At 65.5% G+C, this 17089-nt stretch carries 12 protein-coding genes; 4 read left to right on the forward strand and 8 right to left on the reverse strand.

The features are described from left to right. Window positions 1-11 precede the first annotated feature (11 nt). The gene (locus PX52LOC_RS35080) at window positions 12-5066 is read right to left on the reverse strand and encodes a PVC-type heme-binding CxxCH protein (protein WP_168219398.1); all 5055 of its coding nucleotides are present in this window, start codon (window positions 5064-5066) and stop codon (window positions 12-14) included. A 133-nt stretch (window positions 5067-5199) separates the two neighbouring features. Between PX52LOC_RS35080 and PX52LOC_RS35085 the strand changes: the two genes are divergently transcribed. After that, a complete protein-coding gene (locus PX52LOC_RS35085; RefSeq protein WP_149114448.1) occupies window positions 5200-5568 on the forward strand; it encodes a hypothetical protein in 369 nt (122 codons plus the stop codon). On the opposite strand, the gene PX52LOC_RS35090 is transcribed toward PX52LOC_RS35085, so the two are convergent. Then, window positions 5554-6039: a response regulator gene (locus PX52LOC_RS35090; protein ID WP_149114449.1), complete on the reverse strand. Its 486-nt coding sequence runs from the start codon at window positions 6037-6039 to the stop codon at window positions 5554-5556. The genes PX52LOC_RS35085 and PX52LOC_RS35090 overlap by 15 nt on opposite strands. A 191-nt stretch (window positions 6040-6230) precedes the next feature. Beyond that, entirely contained in the window at window positions 6231-6617 is a 387-nt protein-coding gene (locus PX52LOC_RS35095; RefSeq protein ID WP_149114450.1) for a hypothetical protein, read from the reverse strand. Between the two features lie 116 nt (window positions 6618-6733). Between PX52LOC_RS35095 and PX52LOC_RS35100 the strand changes: the two genes are divergently transcribed. After that, window positions 6734-6991 (forward strand): hypothetical protein, encoded by a 258-nt coding sequence (locus PX52LOC_RS35100; protein ID WP_149114451.1) that lies wholly within the window; start codon window positions 6734-6736, stop codon window positions 6989-6991. A gap of 70 nt (window positions 6992-7061) precedes the next feature. Here the strand turns inward: PX52LOC_RS35100 and PX52LOC_RS35105 are convergent, their stop codons facing one another. The 4 genes from PX52LOC_RS35105 to PX52LOC_RS35120 all read right to left on the reverse strand — a co-directional run bounded on the left by PX52LOC_RS35105 (window position 7062) and on the right by PX52LOC_RS35120 (window position 13772). Next, entirely contained in the window at window positions 7062-9002 is a 1941-nt protein-coding gene (locus PX52LOC_RS35105) for a matrixin family metalloprotease (RefSeq protein WP_149114452.1), read from the reverse strand. A gap of 336 nt (window positions 9003-9338) precedes the next feature. Beyond that, entirely contained in the window at window positions 9339-12314 is a 2976-nt protein-coding gene (locus tag PX52LOC_RS35110; protein ID WP_149114453.1) for a protein kinase domain-containing protein, read from the reverse strand. Window positions 12315-12484: 170 nt separating this feature from the next. Then, window positions 12485-12715 (reverse strand): hypothetical protein, encoded by a 231-nt coding sequence (locus tag PX52LOC_RS35115; RefSeq protein ID WP_149114454.1) that lies wholly within the window; start codon window positions 12713-12715, stop codon window positions 12485-12487. 142 nt (window positions 12716-12857) lie between these two features. After that, the gene (locus PX52LOC_RS35120) at window positions 12858-13772 is read right to left on the reverse strand and encodes a hypothetical protein (protein WP_149114455.1); all 915 of its coding nucleotides are present in this window, start codon (window positions 13770-13772) and stop codon (window positions 12858-12860) included. An 82-nt stretch (window positions 13773-13854) separates the two neighbouring features. Here PX52LOC_RS35120 and PX52LOC_RS35125 point away from each other — a divergent pair, with 82 nt between their 5' ends. Beyond that, window positions 13855-14883, forward strand: a complete 1029-nt coding sequence (locus PX52LOC_RS35125) for an IS110 family RNA-guided transposase (protein ID WP_149109721.1) — start codon at window positions 13855-13857, stop codon at window positions 14881-14883. A gap of 147 nt (window positions 14884-15030) precedes the next feature. Here PX52LOC_RS35125 and PX52LOC_RS35130 read toward each other — a convergent pair whose 3' ends face one another. Further along, complete coding sequence (locus tag PX52LOC_RS35130; RefSeq protein ID WP_149114456.1) at window positions 15031-15333, reverse strand: hypothetical protein; 303 nt, start codon at window positions 15331-15333, stop codon at window positions 15031-15033. Between the two features lie 207 nt (window positions 15334-15540). Here PX52LOC_RS35130 and PX52LOC_RS35135 point away from each other — a divergent pair, with 207 nt between their 5' ends. Beyond that, on the forward strand, window positions 15541-16995 hold the full coding sequence (locus PX52LOC_RS35135) for an SWIM zinc finger family protein (protein ID WP_149114457.1): 1455 nt from the start codon (window positions 15541-15543) through the stop codon (window positions 16993-16995). The last annotated feature ends 94 nt before the right edge of the window (window positions 16996-17089 follow it).

Below are 17089 nucleotides of genomic sequence, written 5' to 3' on the forward strand. Positions count from 1 at the left end.
ACTTGAATGGACTATTTCTTTTCTGGCGGCTTCTGCTTCAAGCTCTCCAGGAACGCGATCAAGTCGGAGAAGTCTTTCTGCGACATGCCGCCGTGCAGGTCGTCCGGCATGCTCGACTTCTCCAGTTCCTTCTTCTCATCGACGTCTTCCTTCTTGATCGTCCACTTCTTGCCGTCGGCGTCGATCAGCGTGAGTTCTGTCGGCGTCTCACCGCGGATGATCCCCAACTTCGTCTGGCCGTCGAGCGTGACGATGCGGGTCTGCTTGTAGCCGTCGAGGATTTGCTTCGACGGGTACAGCACCGACTCGATCAGTTGCGCCCGGTTGTACTTGGCGGCCACGCCCATGAGGCTCGGCCCCACTTCACCGCCGGGGGCGCCGGGTAGTCCCGTTGCGTGGCACTTGATGCACGCCGCCCCCTTCTGATCGTAGAAGATCGTCTGGCCGTGCTTCTCGTCGCCAGTCGCCTTCAGCGCGAACTCGGCGTACTCCTTCGGGTCGGCGACCTTGGCCGTAGCCTTGAACAGCCGCCCGCTGCCCGGTTGCGGGACCGCGATCGAGAACTCCCACGGCCCGCCGCCCTGCGTGATCTTGGCGACGATCTGGTTCTTGCCCGCCTTCAGGTCGGCCCGGATGCGGAACTCGTCGGCCTTGTACGCACCGTTGCCGAGCTTCTCGAACACCTTCTTGCCGTTGACCCAGACGACAAGGCCGTCGTCGCTGCCCGCACGCATCTCGACCCGGCCGGCCGCGGCGGCTTCGACTTCGGTCACGGCAAACGCGGCCACGTTCTCGGTCGTGGAGAAACCTTGTCGCCGCAGGTCGACCTTGCCGGCCGTGTCCACGCGGGCGTTCTTCCAGCGGACCTTCTTCCCCTTGTCGTCGGTCACTTCGGCCGACAGGTCCGGCTCGCCGGGCTTGAACGGCTCGGCCTTCTCGTCGAAGGAACCGAGGATGCGCCACGACTTGACCGGCACCGGCACGGTGTAAACCCGTTGCAGGTCCGCGACGACCGCCGCTGTCAAGGCCGGCGTTTTGTCGAGGCGGGCTTCGATCAACGGAAGGGCGTCGCCGCGGATCGAACCGAGAGCCGTGCGGCAGGCTTCCCGCATCGCGGCACTCTTGTCGGCCAACCCGTCCAGGTAGGCATCAAGTGCGCGAAGGTCTGGCGTGGCCGTCAGAGCCGTGATCGCGTCGGCCTTCGTTTCCGCGTCCGCATAAGCTTTCAACAGGTGCGAGACGGCGGCCCGATTGCGGACGGCCCCGAGCGCCTTCACCGCGGTCCGGCGGGTGTCCGCTTTCTTGTCGGCCAACAGCGGTACGAGGGCGGTCACGGCCGGTTCGCCGCCGATTGCCGCCAGCGCCCCGACTGCGGCGGCTTGCACCTTCGCGTCCGTGTGGGTGAGGTGCTTCGCAACCGTCGGCACGGCCGCCTTGGCGTTCAGACTGCCGAGTTCTTCGAGGGCTTTCGCCAGGGCATCGGCCGGGACGGATGCACCGGCGAACTCCGTCAGAGTTTCGATCATCTTCGAACCGCCGATCTGCCCTGCCGCCGTGACGGCGTCGGTCAGGAAGGCGGTGTTGTCCGTCGGCTTCGCCAAAACTTTCGCGATCAACTCCGCCCCGGCCGACGACTTCATCTGGGCCAACGACTTCAGCACGGCCCGCTTCAGGGCGGCGTCCGTGCTCTTGTCGAACGCGGCGACCAGTTCCTTAGTCGATTCGGCATCGCCAAGGGTGGCGACGGCTTCCACGGCCGTCACCCGCACGTCGGCGTCGGTGTCATTCAGCAGGGTGCGAACGGCCTTCGCGGCGAGCGCCGTGCCGGCCCAATCGACCGTGTGAGCGGGCCGCGGCGTCTTGACCGGCTGCGTGCCCCACCACTTGCCGTCCCACGCGACCGGCTTGCGGGACAGGTTCGCCAACAGTTTGAGAGCGTTCACCCGACCGGCGGACGGCTGCGCGGAATCCGCTGCGAAGTCGCGGAGGGCGGCTAGCAGCGCCTCGTCGAACGTCTCGCGGAGAGCGAACGCCGTCCCCTCGCGGATGGCCGGCGACGTGTCGGCCAGCCCCTTCACGATGCGTACCCACACCGTGGAATCGGTTCGGCCGATGCGGTTGAGGGCGGTGAAAGCCGCGTACCGGGCGAACAGGTCGGTTTGCGCCAGGGCTAGCAGAAGCGGTTCGACAGCTTGCTTGTCGCCGAGGTGGCCGAGGGCCGTCGCCGCCTGGAAGCGGATCGAGGCGTCGGCGTCGGTCAGGAGTTTCACGAGTTGCGGGACGGTGATCTTCGCCCCGGAGTTGCCGAGTTGGCGAATCGCCTGCCGGCGAACGGAAGCGTCATCATCCGATAGAGCCAGCACGATGCCCTCACGGCCGGCCGCCCCGCCGCCAATGGCGTCGAGGGTCCAGATCGCGGACCACCGTGCGACAGCGGGGGCCTTCTTATCAGCGAGTAGCACGAGCAAGGCCGGTACGACGTCCGCTGCACGTTCGGCCAACCGCCGTTGGGCGACCAACCGCACGGACTGCGCGGGGTGTTTCAAGCCTTCGACGAGGTCGGTCGCCGTTGCCTCGAACTTCTGCCCCATCGCCGCGGGGATGTACCACGCCGGCTTCGCCGCCGCGAGTGACGGGCCGCCGGTGTACGTCACCTTCAGCAGTCGGCCGGCGGTGACGTTCTGCTTCCAGCCGCCGTAGTTCCAGTCGGCCACGTACAGGCTCATGCCGTCCGGGCTGACGGCGATGCCCACGGGGCGGAACTCCGTGCTGCCGCTCGTCAGGAAGTCTTCACGGCCGACGACCTTGTAGGAGCCGCCGTCGCGTTCGACCGTGACGCGCAGCAGTTGCTTGCGTGCCCACTCGCACAGGAACAGGTTGCCGCGGTACTTCGCCGGCAGCGCGTCCTCGTTGTACGCGAGTGCCCCGGTCGGCGAGCCGCCGCCGTAGTCGGTCATCATCCACAGCGTGTAGGCTTGTCGCGGCTTGTAGTCCCACGGGTAGCCGTACTTGCCGCCGTCGACCATGTGCGTGACGCGGGTCCACCAGCCGTTGCCGTCGTCGGTGTTGTCGTAGGTGAAAATCTCGTCTTCAGCGTTGATCGCCACGTCGAGGTGATTCCGCGTGCCGGTGCTGTAGACTTCCAGGTGCGTGCCGTCGGGCCGGAGGCGGAGGACGCCGCCGCCACGAATCTCGGCCTTGCTGCCGTCGGTGCCGGTCGCGCCGTAGATGCCCTTGTCGCCGGTGCTCATGTACAGCCAGCCGTCCATGCCGAGGCGGATGTTCGACGGGATGTGGTCGTTGAACCCGGTGTTCGGCCGCGGGTTGGTCGTCTCGATCAGAATTTTGTGATCCTTGCCGACGCCGTGGTCGTCGGTGAAGACGCTGAACTTCGGGCAGTGGTGGACGTACACTTTGCCGTCGATGTACGCGAGGCCGAAGACGGCGTGCAGGTTCTCGGCGAAGACGGTGATCTTGCCGTCCGGGTGGATGCAGAGGATGCGGTCGGTCGGCTTGGTCGAATCGGCCCCCATGTCCATCGGGTCTTCGGCCACGAAGATGCGACCGTCCGGGGCACAGCACACCACCGACGGGTGAACCAACCTCGGCGGGGCTGCCACCACTTCGACCTTCCAATCGGGCGGGCACTTCGGCAGCTCGCCCTTTACCGTCGGCTTCGTCTCCTTCTTCGGTTCGTCAGCCGGCTTGTCTTTCTTCGGCTCGTCAGCCGGTTTCGTAGCCACTGGCGTTTGCGGGGCCGGCACAGCCGCGTCCGCGGGAATCTCGCCGCGGATCATCTTGGCCCCCTGCCCCGTCAGCCGCAGGTAGTGGTCACTCGGCACGCCGTCCAAAGTCGCGAACTGCATGCCGTCGCCGGTGGGCACAGTGTTCGTGCATTTGAAGATGGCGGTTCCCTCATCGACCTCGTCGAACATCGCGACGTAAGCCATCTCGGCCCCGGCTTTCTTGATCGCGGCAAACTGCGACCAGAGGAACGCCCCCTTCTGACGAGAAATCTGATCGACGGGCGCGCCCTTCTTCAGGTTGTGCCAACTGAAGCCCGGGAACGCGACCGGCATGAAGTCCAGCTTCTTCTCGCGGCACCACGCCACGTCCGGCTTCAGGGTGCGCTCGGCGTAGCGGTTGACCTCCTCGATCTTCCCGTACCGGCCGACCGTCCACGGGCTGAGGATGTCGGCCAGCGCCAGCACGTCGTGCAGTTCCTTGTCGCGGACGGTGTCGTTCTTCTGCTCGCGGAAGTACGTCGGTACGCCGAGCATCACCGTGCAACCATCGGCCTTCAGGAACTCGACCAACTTCTTACACTCGGCCAACGTGTACGAGCGGTTGTCGTTGAAGCCGACGCCCCACACGGTAACGATCGGCTTGCCGCGGTGCCGGAAGTAGGCCGGGTCGTCCGTCACTTTCATCTGCGTCCGCAGGGTCTTCCAGTCTTCGATGACTTCGTCTATCCGCCCGACCCGCAGGCCGGACAGGTCGTACATCACAGAGTACCCGCGGCCATTGCGGTTGGCCCCTTCGCGGCAGTGACCGAGGACGGTATTGTTGTGCCGCAAGGCGAGCGGGTCGCGGAGGTCGGTGATGAACCGCTGGACGAAGACGCCGTCGATGCCGTAGTCGCGCATCCACTCGAAGTGCTTCAAGACCGTGGTCTGATCGTGCGAACTGAAGACTTCCGCCGGCTTGCCGTCGGGCAGTTTGAAGCTGGTCGCGTACCGCGAGGTCGCCGGCAGTTCGGAGACGTCCGGCCACAGGTCGAAGCTCGCCGCACCGGGCCGAAGGTCTTTGCGGTCCCGCGACCAGTGAACCCAGCCGCGGTCGGCCTTATCGCCGGCGCACGTGAACCAGCCCTGGTAGCCGCACACCACCTTACCCGTGAGCGTGCTCGTGTCCACGCCCTTCGTCGTCGGCCCGGTGTAGGGCTTGAGGGTGGCGGCCAACACCTCGGCCCGTGTCGGCCGGGGGCTGTCGGCGGCGGTCACACTGAATGTGGCCATCAGCAGGGCCGCAAGCACGGGAACCGAACGGCGGGAGAGCGTTCGCATGTCGGGAACTCGAATTCGGTGTAGTTGTTCGAACCAACGAGTCTGGCGGTGAGAAAGAAATGTTATGAAAAGTGAGAAGGCCGCGTTGCACCCCTGCGAAGAGGTCATCGCTTTTTAATTATCCAGGCTGCTTATGAAATACGTGCTCATGGCCTGTCTGCCGATGAACGTCTCGGGCGCGGCGATCTTCGCCCCGCCTTGCTCGTTTCTGCGCGAGTCGCTGGGGCTACCCGAATCGCACCCTCTCTACCTGGGCGTACTCTCGATTTGGATTCTGCTGTTCGGGGTGGCATACTTTTGGCAGGGCTACCGCGGGCGGATCGACCGGACCTTCCTCACGGTCGGCGCGGCCGGGAAGGCCGCGTTCGCACTCCTGCTCATGGCCTTGGCGGCCGGCGGGAACCTCCCGCCGCAGGCCGTCGCCGTCGGGTTGCCCGACCTGGCCCTCGCGGTGGTGTTCGCGAACTGGCTCCGCCGGCCGGACCCGTTACTGATCGGGTAAGGCCGGCGCGTTCTCCACGTGCGGGGCCGACGGCACTGTACTGAGGGCCGTGTGGAGTTTGCTCTTGGTCGTCGGAATCGAGGGTGCGAGGAAGCGATTGAGCCGGTCTAACATCCCGATCAGGGCGGCCGGTTCCACAGGTTTGACGAGGTAAAGATCGACGCCGGCTTGCATCGCCCGCTGCCGATCGTCTTCCCCCTCGCGGCCGGTGACGGCCACTAGAAACGGCCGCTTCGCGTCCGCCTTCGCGATCAGGCGACGGACCATCTCGCAGCCGTCCATTTCGGGCATGGCAATATCAAGAAGGATCACGTCCGGCGACCGGGCGGCCGCCAACCGCAGGGCTTGCTTACCACTCACGGCGATCTTCACCGTGTAGCCATAAAGGGACAGCATTTCGGCCGTACTTTCGGCCGTGTCGCGGGAGTCGTCCACAACGAGGATGGAGAGGGCAGAACTTGCGTTTGCCATGAGTCATCCTTACCGTCCGTGGGACAAGGGCATTCATCCAAACATATTAGACCCAATCCTCTCATTGGATGCGAGACCAACGACGGCGTCGAGAGGAAAACGCCGACCGAGCCGTAAAGAAGTGATGAAGGCGACAGGTGCAGAACCTTTATCACCTGATCGTTTCAGGATTTACGAACCCGATGGTTCGTTCACGCGGGAGCGTCCAAACTTACGGTGAAGCGATCGAACGCGCGAAATGCCTGCCGCAGAGCCGCACGAAGCTCTTCGAACGCAGTCCCGTCGAGGTCGAATGTCGCGACTACTTCCCCAAGGCGTTCAAGAGCGGGGTCTCGGGCCAAGACGAGGCGGAACCCGCCCCGCGTTAGCTCGGCCCGTGAGAAGCAGTTGAAGCCGGAGTTGATCTGATCGTCCACTTCCACGTACACGTTGCCGTACCCATGCTCGAACTCGATCGGGTCGTCCACTTCGGGATATTGAAGTTGCAGGTAGTGGTCGCCCTGATCGTCGAAGTGAACTGTGACGATCCCCTCTTCCTCGGAGAAGACTTCCACGGCCGTCGCATGAAATTGAATCACGGGGAAGTCCTCGCAGCCGGTTGTCGGCAGGTTGCCGCGCAAACTTGAGGTCCGGCGGTCGTTCTCTCGACGGAAAGGCTCACGAAAGCCTGCCCAACATCTGAGGAGGAACCGCCATGTTTCGCAAACTCTTGCTCTCCGCCCTGACCGTGCTCGCCGTCACCGCGGGCGTGAACGCCGCCCCGCCGGCGATCGTCCCCGTCGCTTACGGCTCACCCGCCTACGGCCACGGCCGGTATCAAGTCTTCGTCCGCCACCACGGCCACTGGCACCTGTATGGTACGTACCGCGACCGCGACGACGCATACCGCGCGGCCCATCACCTCGAACACCGCGGGTACGACGCGCGGGTCGAGCGCGTGCGGGGTTGGTAGGAGTGCTGAAACAACAAGGGCCGCGCCTGAACGGCGCGGCCCTCATCCATCCGCTGGTGCGGCGTTCTCGTTAGTAGGAGTAGGCCGTGCCCGAGGGTTGGCTGTTCGAAGATCCGTTGTACATCGTGGCCGAACTGCTCGGCTGGGTCGAGGAAGTCGAAGAGTAGCTGTAGCCCGAACTGCTCGAACTGGTGGTCGATGACGAACTCGACGACGAACTCGTGCTCGTCGTCTGCGTGGCTCGCGGCCCGATGTTGTCGCTCAATCGCAACATGAGCATCTCGTAGTCCAGCACCGCCGGGGTGGCCTGGCCGCGGTAGGAATACGTGACCGTGTAAGTCCCCACGCCGAGTTGGCGGACGGTGGTCGTGAGCGGTTGGCCCGTCGCCGCGTCCAGGGTGAAGACCACGTTCCCGCTCGCGTCGAGCACCGTCATCGTCACGCCGCCGGTCAACCCGTTCGCCGCCAGCCCGAATTGAAAGATGCTGGCCGAGGTGACGTTGAGCGTCGTGGACGTTGTCGAACCGGCCGTGAGCGAGTTGCTCTCGACCACGTCGAGGGTCGGGGCCGTGTTGTTGTTGAAGTCGGCCCCGACGAAGTACGCACCCGTTTGGCTGCTGTCCCGGCCTTGCACGGCGACGTAGTACGTGGACCCCGGCGTGACCGAGGCCACGCGGACGCTGAACAGCCCGGTGTCGTTCGCGAGAACCTCGAAGGGAACGAGGTTCTTGTTCGCGTCGTAGATGCGGACGCGGGAGTTCACCGGCGTGGCGTCGGTGCCCCACACGATCACGTTCAAGCCCCGCGGATCAGTCGTGGTCGGAGCCTTGACACGGTACACGTCCACGTCTCGGGCGTTCTCAATGACGCCCCGGAAGGTGGCATCGAACCGCTGATCCTTGCGACCGGCGGATTGGCCGGTGAGGTCCGTGGCCGTCGCCAGCGTGTCGTTCGTGTTTCCGTCCGTGAGCGGGGCGAGCAGGCTCGAAAGAAGCGGCGTGAGTATCGTCCCCGGGCTGACGGTCAGGCGGTACTCGCCGGTGCCGAAGACGTTCTGGGAGGCTGCTTCCACCTTGGCGTAGTACGTCCCGCCGAGAAGGCTGGTCGTGAACTTCACGGTCAGGTCGTTGTTCTTCGGGTCGGTACTGGTGGCCGAGGCGATGGGCAGGCCGGCGAAATTGTAAATCGTCACCTTCGCGTTCAGCATGCTCAGCCCGGCCGCTTGAAGGGTGACGTTCGCCGTGCCGCCCAGGACCGGCGAGGCGAAGCGGTAGAAGTCGACGTCCGATGAGGTCGTCAGGTCCGCGTCCGCGACGACCTTGCCGGCTAACAGCCCGGAAGAAAGGACGGTTGGGGTCAAGATGGTGTCGTTGCTCCTTGCGGCATCGTAAGCGTCCGGGGTACGCGGCCCGTAGAGGGCCTGGATCGCGGCGATGTCGGACGCGGCCAGGCCGTTGTGCACCGAGTAGTTCTCGTTCATCACCGACCCCGGGTCCGTGGAGTGCGCCAGGCCGAGTGTGTGCCCGGCTTCGTGAAGGGCCACGGAGAAGAGGTCGTACCCATCCGTCCGGGACCCGGTCGTGAAGTTGTCGTTGCTGTTGAGAACCACGTCGCCGCTGTAGGTCGTCCCCGTCCAACTGAACGGCGAGGCGTGGGCTTCCGCATCTTGGCCGAGCGGAGCGGCGGAAATCCGAATGTCGCCGAACCCCTTGGCACCCTGAACGGCCCCCGGCGAGCCGAGCGGCGCACCGTTGTCCGAGGTCAGGCCAATGTTGATGTTGGTGTACGAGGCCCACGTCTGGAACGCCCGGTACAACTCTCGCTCCCAGCCGGGCGAGTCAGCAGCGGTCAGCGTGCTCACCAGTGAACTGGCGCCGACTTCCGTCGCCGTGCCGTCGGGCACCAGGCTCAGGGTGAGGTGTTCCGGGTCTGCCCAGGGTGTACCGAAGATCGAGAGAACGCAGCGATCTTCCAACGACGTGAAGCCAATACCGAAAGAATTCCGACGCATGAGTGTGGGCTCACTATGGCAGGTGGTAGACGCCAATACTGTTTTCTTCGCAAGGGACTCTGGCACATAATCGAGGGGTTTACCTGACGCTCACGGGCAATTTTTCGGTTACTGTCTGAGCGTGATTGGCCGCGGTGAAAAGGTGAGATCGGCGAAGAACCGCGTCAACCATTTGCGCCGGGGAACGAAGGAAATCACCTGAAATTCGAGGGCAACTGACACCGCGTCGCGACACGGTTAACAGGCTATGGTCGGAGAGAATCTCGGAAAAAAATTCGAGCGAGCCCCGCGTCCGACGGACGCAATGACTCGCTCGCGTTAGGTTTCGGTAACGGGTTATCGCTCGATCCGTTCCAGTTCGGCAACACGCTCGATCATGCGGGCGAAGGCCGGATCGTTGCGGATCGGATCGAGGTCGGAATCGGTCTGATAGATGTCGCGGCCGAAGCCCAACTTCAGCCCGGCCCAAAGGAGGCGGAACGCCTCATCGCGGTCGCCCGGATGGGTCTTTGAGGTGAGGGCGTAGATGCACCCGACCTGATACTGGTTGGGCGCGTGCAGGTCGGCCAAGAGCGCATCGCGGGCATCGCGAAGGGCCGCGTCTCGCTTGCCCAACCGCGCGAGCAGCACTCCGCGGCCGGCCCGTGCCGGGGCCGACTCGGGGTAGAACTGCACGGCCCGGTCGAGTACGGCCAGCGCCTCCGTGGGCCGTTTCAAATGTTCGGCGAGTAGGTGGGCCTTCATTTGCAGGCCGTCGAGCGAGAACGGGTTCAGGGTCAGTGCTTGCTCGACATCGGCCAGGGCTTCCGTCGGGTTCTCTTGGGCTCGTAACTCCGCCCGCCCGATCCAACTCAGTTCGTCCGTCGGCTTGAGGGCCAGCCCGGTCGCCCGGTCCTGGTCCGCCCCGGTCTGGTTCCCCCGCCGCGCCCGCACGTCGGCCCGCAGGAAGTAAGCCCGGACCGGCGGTGCGGTCGTTTCCAGAGCGCTCGTCAGGTCGCTCTCCGTCCCCGCCAGATCGCCGACGGCGTCCTTCGCCGTTGCCCGCAGGACGTAGGCTTCCGTCAGGTTCGGGTCGAGGCGGATGGCCCGGTCGTAGTCCTCGCGGGCGAGTTTGTGGAACCGAAGCCGTGTGAACGCCAGCCCGCGGTTGAGCCACGCCGGGGCGAAATCGTCGCGGATCGCCAGGCAAGCGCTGAAGGCCATCGCCGCGAGATCGTCTTGCCCCATCGTGTGATGAACGGTGCCGCGGACGAACCACGCCGAGAAGTTCTTCGGATCAGTCTGGGTGGCGGCCTGAAGGTACGTCAAGGCGTCGCGGTTCCGGCCCAGCCGCGACAGTCCTTCGCCGGTCAGGTACTGGTCGCGCGACGAGGTCAGCGGTTCGGCCGCAGCTTCGAGACGCAAGCGCTTCGCCGCGTCCGCTTTCCCCTGAAGTTCGGCGAGGGCGGCTTGCTGCTCCTTCACGCTCCGCGGCAGTCGGCCCTCCGCGTACCGGGCGGCGGCGGCGTTCCAGGTCGTCGCCTGCCGCGTGAAGTCCTCCCGCGCCGGCGTGTCCCCGGCGGCCAGGGCTTGAAGCATCGCCGTTTCCGCGAGCAAGTAGAACGTCTCGCCCACGTCGTCTCGCACCTTCTCCCGGTCGGCGGCCGGCAACCGCCGCACCGCGTCGGTCGCGAGCCATTCCTCGGTCTTCCCGTCGGCGGGAACCTGGTAACGATCGAGCAACCCGTTTAACCGCTGGACCGCTTCGTTCAGCCGGGGCCGTGACTGGTTGCGGTCGTCGAGGAACAATTGCGCGTCCGCGAAGGCGGTCCGGTGTTCCGCCAACTGGACTGCCGCCCGTGTGTCGCGGCCCTGCTCGCGGTAATACGCGGCCACACCGCCGCAACCGACCAGCAAGCCGGCCGCGACCGCCCCAACGCTCGTCAAAGACGTGGCCCGCGGGTGGCGGCGGACCCACTTCTGGACGCGCTCCTGGGCCGACGGGTTGGGGGCGTATTTCAGGGGCAGGTGGTTCAGTTGGCGGTCGAGGTCTTCCCGAACGTGGTCGGCCGACTGGTAGCGATCGGACATGTTCGGGGCCAGGCACTTCAGGACGATCGCTTCCGCCGCGGGCGACACGGCCGGGTTCACGCCCCGCACTTGCAGGCGAAACTGGCGGCGGTCTTGAATCATCAACGGCAGCACGGTTCGGACCGTCCCCGCGTGGGTTCCGAAGGGCCGCCGGCCGGTCAGCAGTTCGTACAGCATCACGCCGAACGAGAAGACGTCGCTCCGCTCGTCCACCACGCCGACGTGCCGCTCGCCGGCGAAGGCGGCGAGGTGCTCGGGTGCCATGTACGGCAGCGTCCCGCCGACCTGGGCGCGTTCGCCGCTGGCCTTCGTGTCGTTCGACAGGTTGAAGTCCAGGAGCATCGGCCGCCCCTCGTCCGTGAGCAGGACGTTGGCCGGCTTCAAGTCGCGGTGGAGGACGCCCCGCTCGTGCGCGTGGGCCAGGCCGTCGAGGATTTGCCGTCCCATGAGGAGGATCGCCTCGACGTAGGACAACTCTTCGAGTCGGTTCCACCCCTCGGCCGCGTGACTGATGAGTTCGAGAACCGGCGGGGCGGTCGAGGGCGTTGCCGACTGCGGGGGAGCCTTGGACGACGCGGGCAGCGGGCCGTAGGTCGAGTTACCCACCCGCCGGTTCAGCGTGCTGCGGATCTCGCGGCCCGAACTCGGCAAGTTCGGCTGACTGGCGACGTGCTGGAGAACGTCCGCGAGCGTCACGCGACCGCAGTACGGCATGCACACCGCCTGCAACGGCCCGATCTGGTGGAACGAGTATATCGGGACGATGTTCGTGTGCTGAAGCTGGGCGAGCGTCTGCGATTCCGTGACCATCTCGCGGGCGACCTTCAGGGCCACGCGGCGAGCGGCGAGGTCGCCCTGCTCGGCGAGGTACACGCGGCCGAACGCGCCGCGACCGAGTTCTTCAAGGAGGTGGAAGCCGAGGAATACCGTCCCGACCTTCGGGAACGACATCAGCGCTTCATCGTCGGTCTCGGACGCCGCCAACTTGAGATCGGACTGGCCAATGCCCGCCACGCTGACGTTGGTCGTCGGGGGGTTGAAACCGGAATCGGTCGCACTGGGTGGGCGCACCACCGACGTGACGAGCGTCCCCGGCAGATCTCCTGGGCCTTCCGAGAGGTTTGTTGGGGGGAACCCGTCGAGGTAATCCTGGGTCAGCAGCTCCGCGGGGCCGTTCGCACTCTCATCAGTGGCGCATTCCGGCTGGGGCTGCTTGTGGGCGGCCGTGGGCGATGGAGTCATGGGCGACTTCGTTCGGGTTGTTTCGTCGTTGAAAGATTCAACCACCTCGAAGCTAGCATGTGATTTTTCCGCCCGCGTCGTCGGGTGAACGAAATGCCGTCAACTCGGGTCAGGCGGGGGACGAAGATTCATCCCGCGAGGGGTTGGTGATCGTGACCCGGATCGGTTCGTTATCGCGGTTGATGCCAGACGAGATCGCGAACGCCCGACTCATTCTCCTGCCGCAACTCGATAAAGCGCATCGCTTGTCGGGCCTGCGCCGCCTCGACCTGCACGTCGAGTTGCTCGGCCTCACGGGTGAGTCGTTGAATCTCACGTTGATCGCGTCGGTAGTCGCGACTCGCGGACAGGACAAACGTGACGGTCGCGATCAAAAGCAAACCCAACACGAGCGATTTCATCCGGTGGCCCCCGCCGGTCGGAAGGGGGAGGGGAAATGATGCGCCCTCCCGCGAGCGGCCCTCTACATTGCATCTTCACACTCGAAATGCAAGTCGAATCGCGTGCCGTTTACCCGAATGTGTCAGGAGAGCGGTCACGGGATCACCTCCCGGATGCCCGCCGTTCGGCCGCCGTTTGGGCCGCGAAGCGGTAGCGCCCGAGCTTGCTCAGGGCCGTGTCCGCGGCCTTCGCGTCCGCGTTCGATTCGCCGTTGAGGCGCTTGACGAGTGCACCGACTTCCGCCTCGCGTTCAGGTGTCAGAATGTCGTGCCGGCCGACCAACACGCGGACGAGGCGATCCGGCTTCGGGTCGATCTTGAGCGGCAAGAGTTCTTCCGTGACCGTCTCCGCGACGAGGTACAGCACCCGCGTGCCGTTCTCGCCGAACCAGTCTGCCTGCCACGTCTTCACCATCGCACGGGCTTCCTTCTCGTACAGCCCTTGTTCGACCAACAGCTTCACCATCGCGTCCGCAAGTTTCTCGCTCGTCGAAGCCTCCGCGGGCAGTGCGGCCTTCTCCTCGGCCCCGGACGCGAGTTGTCCAAGGGCCGCGAACGAGACCTTACGGTCTTGAACGCTCACGAGGAAGTGACCGGGGACAGCGTGCCGGCCGGTGTTCTTGATCGTGAAAGCGCCCTGCCCCTTCGCCCGAACCTCCAGGGGCATTTCGAAGTCGCCAACGCCGCGGTAGAACAGGAATTTTTCGTTCTCCAGTTTCTTCGTGTCCGGGTTCGTCGCCTGCACCGTGGCCGCGTCCGTCTCACGGGCCGCGAAGTACCGCCGTGGATCGCGTTCCGGCGACAGGGCCGGGCGGTCCTTCGCCAGCACGCGAATGTTGTCCCACCGCAGTTGGCGGGACGGCGGCCGACTCGTCTGCGGGTACCAGTCCGTCATGCTCCCCTTCGGGAACTCGACGTGGACCGACGCGGTCCGGTCGCGGTCGGTGTAGAAGTACAGAACCGGCGTCTCCAAGCTCACGAGCGCGTCGGCCACACCACCTTTGACGAGGTGCCGCATGCTGTAGATGGGGATGAACGCTGGTTGCCGGAGAGGGTGGGTGTGGTCACCATCAACAGGACCACACCTTCGAGGACCAGCCATGCCCGCGGCAACGACGACCGGCCCCGTTTTCGTGGGCCTGGACTACCACACCCTGTCCGTCCAGGTGTGCGCCCTGGACCGCGGCGGCCGCGTGTTGCTCAACCAGAGTTGCGCGAACGACTGGCGGGCCATCCGCGACGCCGTCGCCCGGTTCGGCACCGACGTGCGGGCGGCCATCGAGGCGTGCAGCGGGTCGGCCGATCTGGCCGAGGAACTGGTGACCAAAGCCGGGTGGCTGGTCGACCTGGCCCACCCCGGGTATGTGGCCCGCATGAAGGGCAACCCGGACAAGACGGACTACTCGGACGCCAAGATGCTCGCCGACCTGGAGCGGGTCGGGTACCTGCCCAAGGTGTGGCACGCCCCGGCCGAGGTCCGCGAACTGCGACGGCTCGTCCGGTACCGCCAGCAGCTCGTCGGCGAGCGGCGGAACGTCAAGCTGCGGATCGGGGCCCTGCTCCGCGACAACCGGGTAGCCGCCCCCGAGGGCGTGAACCCGTGGACGGTGGCGTGGCTGACGTGGCTGACCCGCGACGCCGCCCTGAGCGAGCAGACGCGGTGGGTGATGGACCGGCACCTGGGCCGCCTGAAGGCCCTGGCCGGCGACGTCAAGGCGGCCGAGCAACGCCTGGCCCAGGTCACCGCCGAGGATGCCCTGGTCGTGAATCTGCTGACGATGAAGGGGATCGGCCTGGTCACGGCGGCCACCATCCGGGCCGAGATCGGGCGGTTCGACCGGTTCCGGACGGGCAAGCAGGCGGCCCGGTTCTGCGGGCTGTCGCCGCGGAACGCGTCGAGCGGCCAGAAGCAGGCCGACGCCGGGCTGATCAAGGCCGGCAACCCGCAGCTGCGGGTCGTGCTCATCGAGGCCGCCCACCGGCTGGTGCGGTACGACGCCCGGTGGAAGAAACTGGCGGCCGACATGAAGGGCCGGGGCAAGCCGGGGAGCGTGGTGGCCGCGGCCGTCGCCAACCGGTGGGTGCGGTGGCTGTTCCATCAGGTGCAGCCGGTGAAGGCGGCGGCGTAACGAGCCAAGAGCTGGCGAGGAGAAGAGGAGAACCACTGCGAGCCCGCGGTGTGACGACGCGCTCGGTCTAGTCCTGGGTTGCCGACCCGTCGGCCACTCGACTGTAGTTGGGGCAGTCGTCACCCGCTCGGAACCGACCCACTTGGGCTACGGGTTCACCCCGGATGCTCGGATCGAAGACTGGGCTGCACGCGGTGGCTTGAACGAATCGACTCGCTTGCTGTTGACAATCGGCCGGCGTTCATCGAAGACTAGCGGGGGCAAGTCGGTGTCGTTCGGGGTGAACTTGAGGGGCGTGCCGTCGGCCCCGGAGAACGTGCTGAACGTCCCCCACTCGTGGACGACGAAGCCCTCCGGTTCCTTCGCGGTCGCGGCCGGAGTTGTCATTCCCCAGGCGAACACGGCCAGGGACCAACCGACCAGCGACACCCGAACCCATTTGCAGAGCATGTTACGACCCTCCAGAAACTCAGGCCCGATCTGTTGATGGTACTCCCGTTCGAGTCGCGGCGATAGGACCCGCGGGCGGGCTTTACAAGGCAGTTACAATCGCCGAAATTCGATCACCATTTCTTCTCACTACGGTAATTGCACCGGCCCTTGCCCTCGGCTACAATCGCCGCAATCCCGACACAACCTCCCCGCACGGAGAGCGACATGATCGCCCTCGACGAAGCGTACGTGGACGCCGCGGCTCCGAACGCCGACGCCGGCAAGAACGGCCGCGGCCTCGTGGTGAAGAAGAAGTTCAACAAGTTCAACCTCTCTCCCGACGGCGACCTCCTCTTCGGCGAGTGCCAGGGCAGCGGCAAACTGCCCTATCAATGCTCGGCCGACTTCGCCCGGCCCGACCAACCGACGTACCGGTGCAGTTGTCCGAGCCGCCAGTTCCCGTGCAAGCACTGCCTCGGCCTGATGTACGCCTTCGCCCAGAAGAAGCCCTTCCCCACGGCTCCCGTTCCGCCGGACCTGCAAGCGAAGCGCGAGAAGTTGCAAGGCCGCGTCGAGAAGAAGGCCGAGGAAGCGACGAAGCCGAAGCAAGTGAACGTGGCCGCGCTCGCGAAGAAGGTGAAGACGCAACTCGACGGCATCGACACGCTAGAGAAACTGACGCACGACATGGTCCGCGTCGGCATCGGCAACATGAACGCGAAGCTCGCCGGCCAGATGGAGCAGCAGGCCAAGCGGCTCGGCGACGTGTACCTGCCGGGGGCACGGGCGGCCCTCTTCGGCTACACGCAACTCTTCGCCGACGACGAGGGGAAGTTCGCCACCGGCGGCAGCGCGACCAAGAGCGAGAAGGTTTACACCGAAGCCCTCGACCAACTCGGTCGGCTGCACGCGATCATCAAGCAGGGCCGGGCGTACCTGACGAAGCAACTCGAAGACCCGAACCTGAGCGTGCCGACCGACACGGCCATCGCCGCGTGGCTCGGGCACGCCTGGCAACTCACCGAACTCAAGGCCGCCGGCCTCGTCGAGCCGGACGCCGAGTTGGTGCAACTCGCGTTCAACTCGCACTTCGATCCGGCCCGCCAAGAGTTCATCGACACCGGCATCTGGATGGCCCTCGGCAACGGCCGCATCCGCGTGACGCAAACCCTCCGCCCGCTGAAGGCGGCCAAGCACATCAAGAGCGAGGACAGCTTCTTCGCCGTCGCGCAGATCAAGGAACTGTGCGTGTACCCCGGCAGCGTGAACCCCCGTATCCGCTGGGACGGCCTGACGCAACGCCCGCTCGACCCGAAGGACTTGCAGACCGTCCGCAACCACGGCCGGGCCGACTTTGCCGCCGCGGTGAAGGACGTGAAGGCCGCCCTCAAAGCCCCGCTCGCCGACCGCACGCCGATCTTCGCCCTGAACTTCAAAACGCTCGGCAAGGTCGGCGACGAGTACGTGATCGAGGACGCGAAGGGCGAGCGGTTGGTACTGACCGACGCCGGCATGGCCGAAGAGCCACCGAGTTGTGCGATGCTGCCGCTGCTGCCGAAGGCGACGTTCGCCGGGCAAACACTCATCGCCCGCTTCCGCCACGACCTCGACACGCGACAACTTCGGGTAAAACCCCTGAGCGTCGTGACCGCCGACGCCGTGATCCGACTAACGCTTTAAAACGCTTAACCACAGAGAGCACAGAGGCCACAGAGAAGACACAAGAATTGTTTTGGTCTTCTGAATAACTCCTGTTTTCCTCTGTGCTCTCTGT

This window comes from Limnoglobus roseus (assembly GCF_008254045.1).
GTDB classification, from domain to species: Bacteria; Planctomycetota; Planctomycetia; order Gemmatales; family Gemmataceae; genus Limnoglobus; species Limnoglobus roseus.

Bases quoted from the DNA above. Each gene is read 5' to 3' on its own strand.
- PX52LOC_RS35080 (WP_168219398.1), bottom strand. From the start codon at position 5,066: ATGCGAACGCTCTCCCGCCGTTCGGTTCCCGTGCTTGCGGCCCTGCTG.
- PX52LOC_RS35085 (WP_149114448.1), top strand. From the start codon at position 5,200: ATGAAATACGTGCTCATGGCCTGTCTGCCGATGAACGTCTCGGGCGCG.
- PX52LOC_RS35090 (WP_149114449.1), bottom strand. From the start codon at position 6,039: ATGGCAAACGCAAGTTCTGCCCTCTCCATCCTCGTTGTGGACGACTCC.
- PX52LOC_RS35100 (WP_149114451.1), top strand. From the start codon at position 6,734: ATGTTTCGCAAACTCTTGCTCTCCGCCCTGACCGTGCTCGCCGTCACC.
- PX52LOC_RS35105 (WP_149114452.1), bottom strand. From the start codon at position 9,002: ATGCGTCGGAATTCTTTCGGTATTGGCTTCACGTCGTTGGAAGATCGC.
- PX52LOC_RS35110 (WP_149114453.1), bottom strand. From the start codon at position 12,314: ATGACTCCATCGCCCACGGCCGCCCACAAGCAGCCCCAGCCGGAATGC.
- PX52LOC_RS35115 (WP_149114454.1), bottom strand. From the start codon at position 12,715: ATGAAATCGCTCGTGTTGGGTTTGCTTTTGATCGCGACCGTCACGTTT.
- PX52LOC_RS35120 (WP_149114455.1), bottom strand. From the start codon at position 13,772: ATGCGGCACCTCGTCAAAGGTGGTGTGGCCGACGCGCTCGTGAGCTTG.
- PX52LOC_RS35125 (WP_149109721.1), top strand. From the start codon at position 13,855: ATGCCCGCGGCAACGACGACCGGCCCCGTTTTCGTGGGCCTGGACTAC.
- PX52LOC_RS35130 (WP_149114456.1), bottom strand. From the start codon at position 15,333: ATGCTCTGCAAATGGGTTCGGGTGTCGCTGGTCGGTTGGTCCCTGGCC.
- PX52LOC_RS35135 (WP_149114457.1), top strand. From the start codon at position 15,541: ATGATCGCCCTCGACGAAGCGTACGTGGACGCCGCGGCTCCGAACGCC.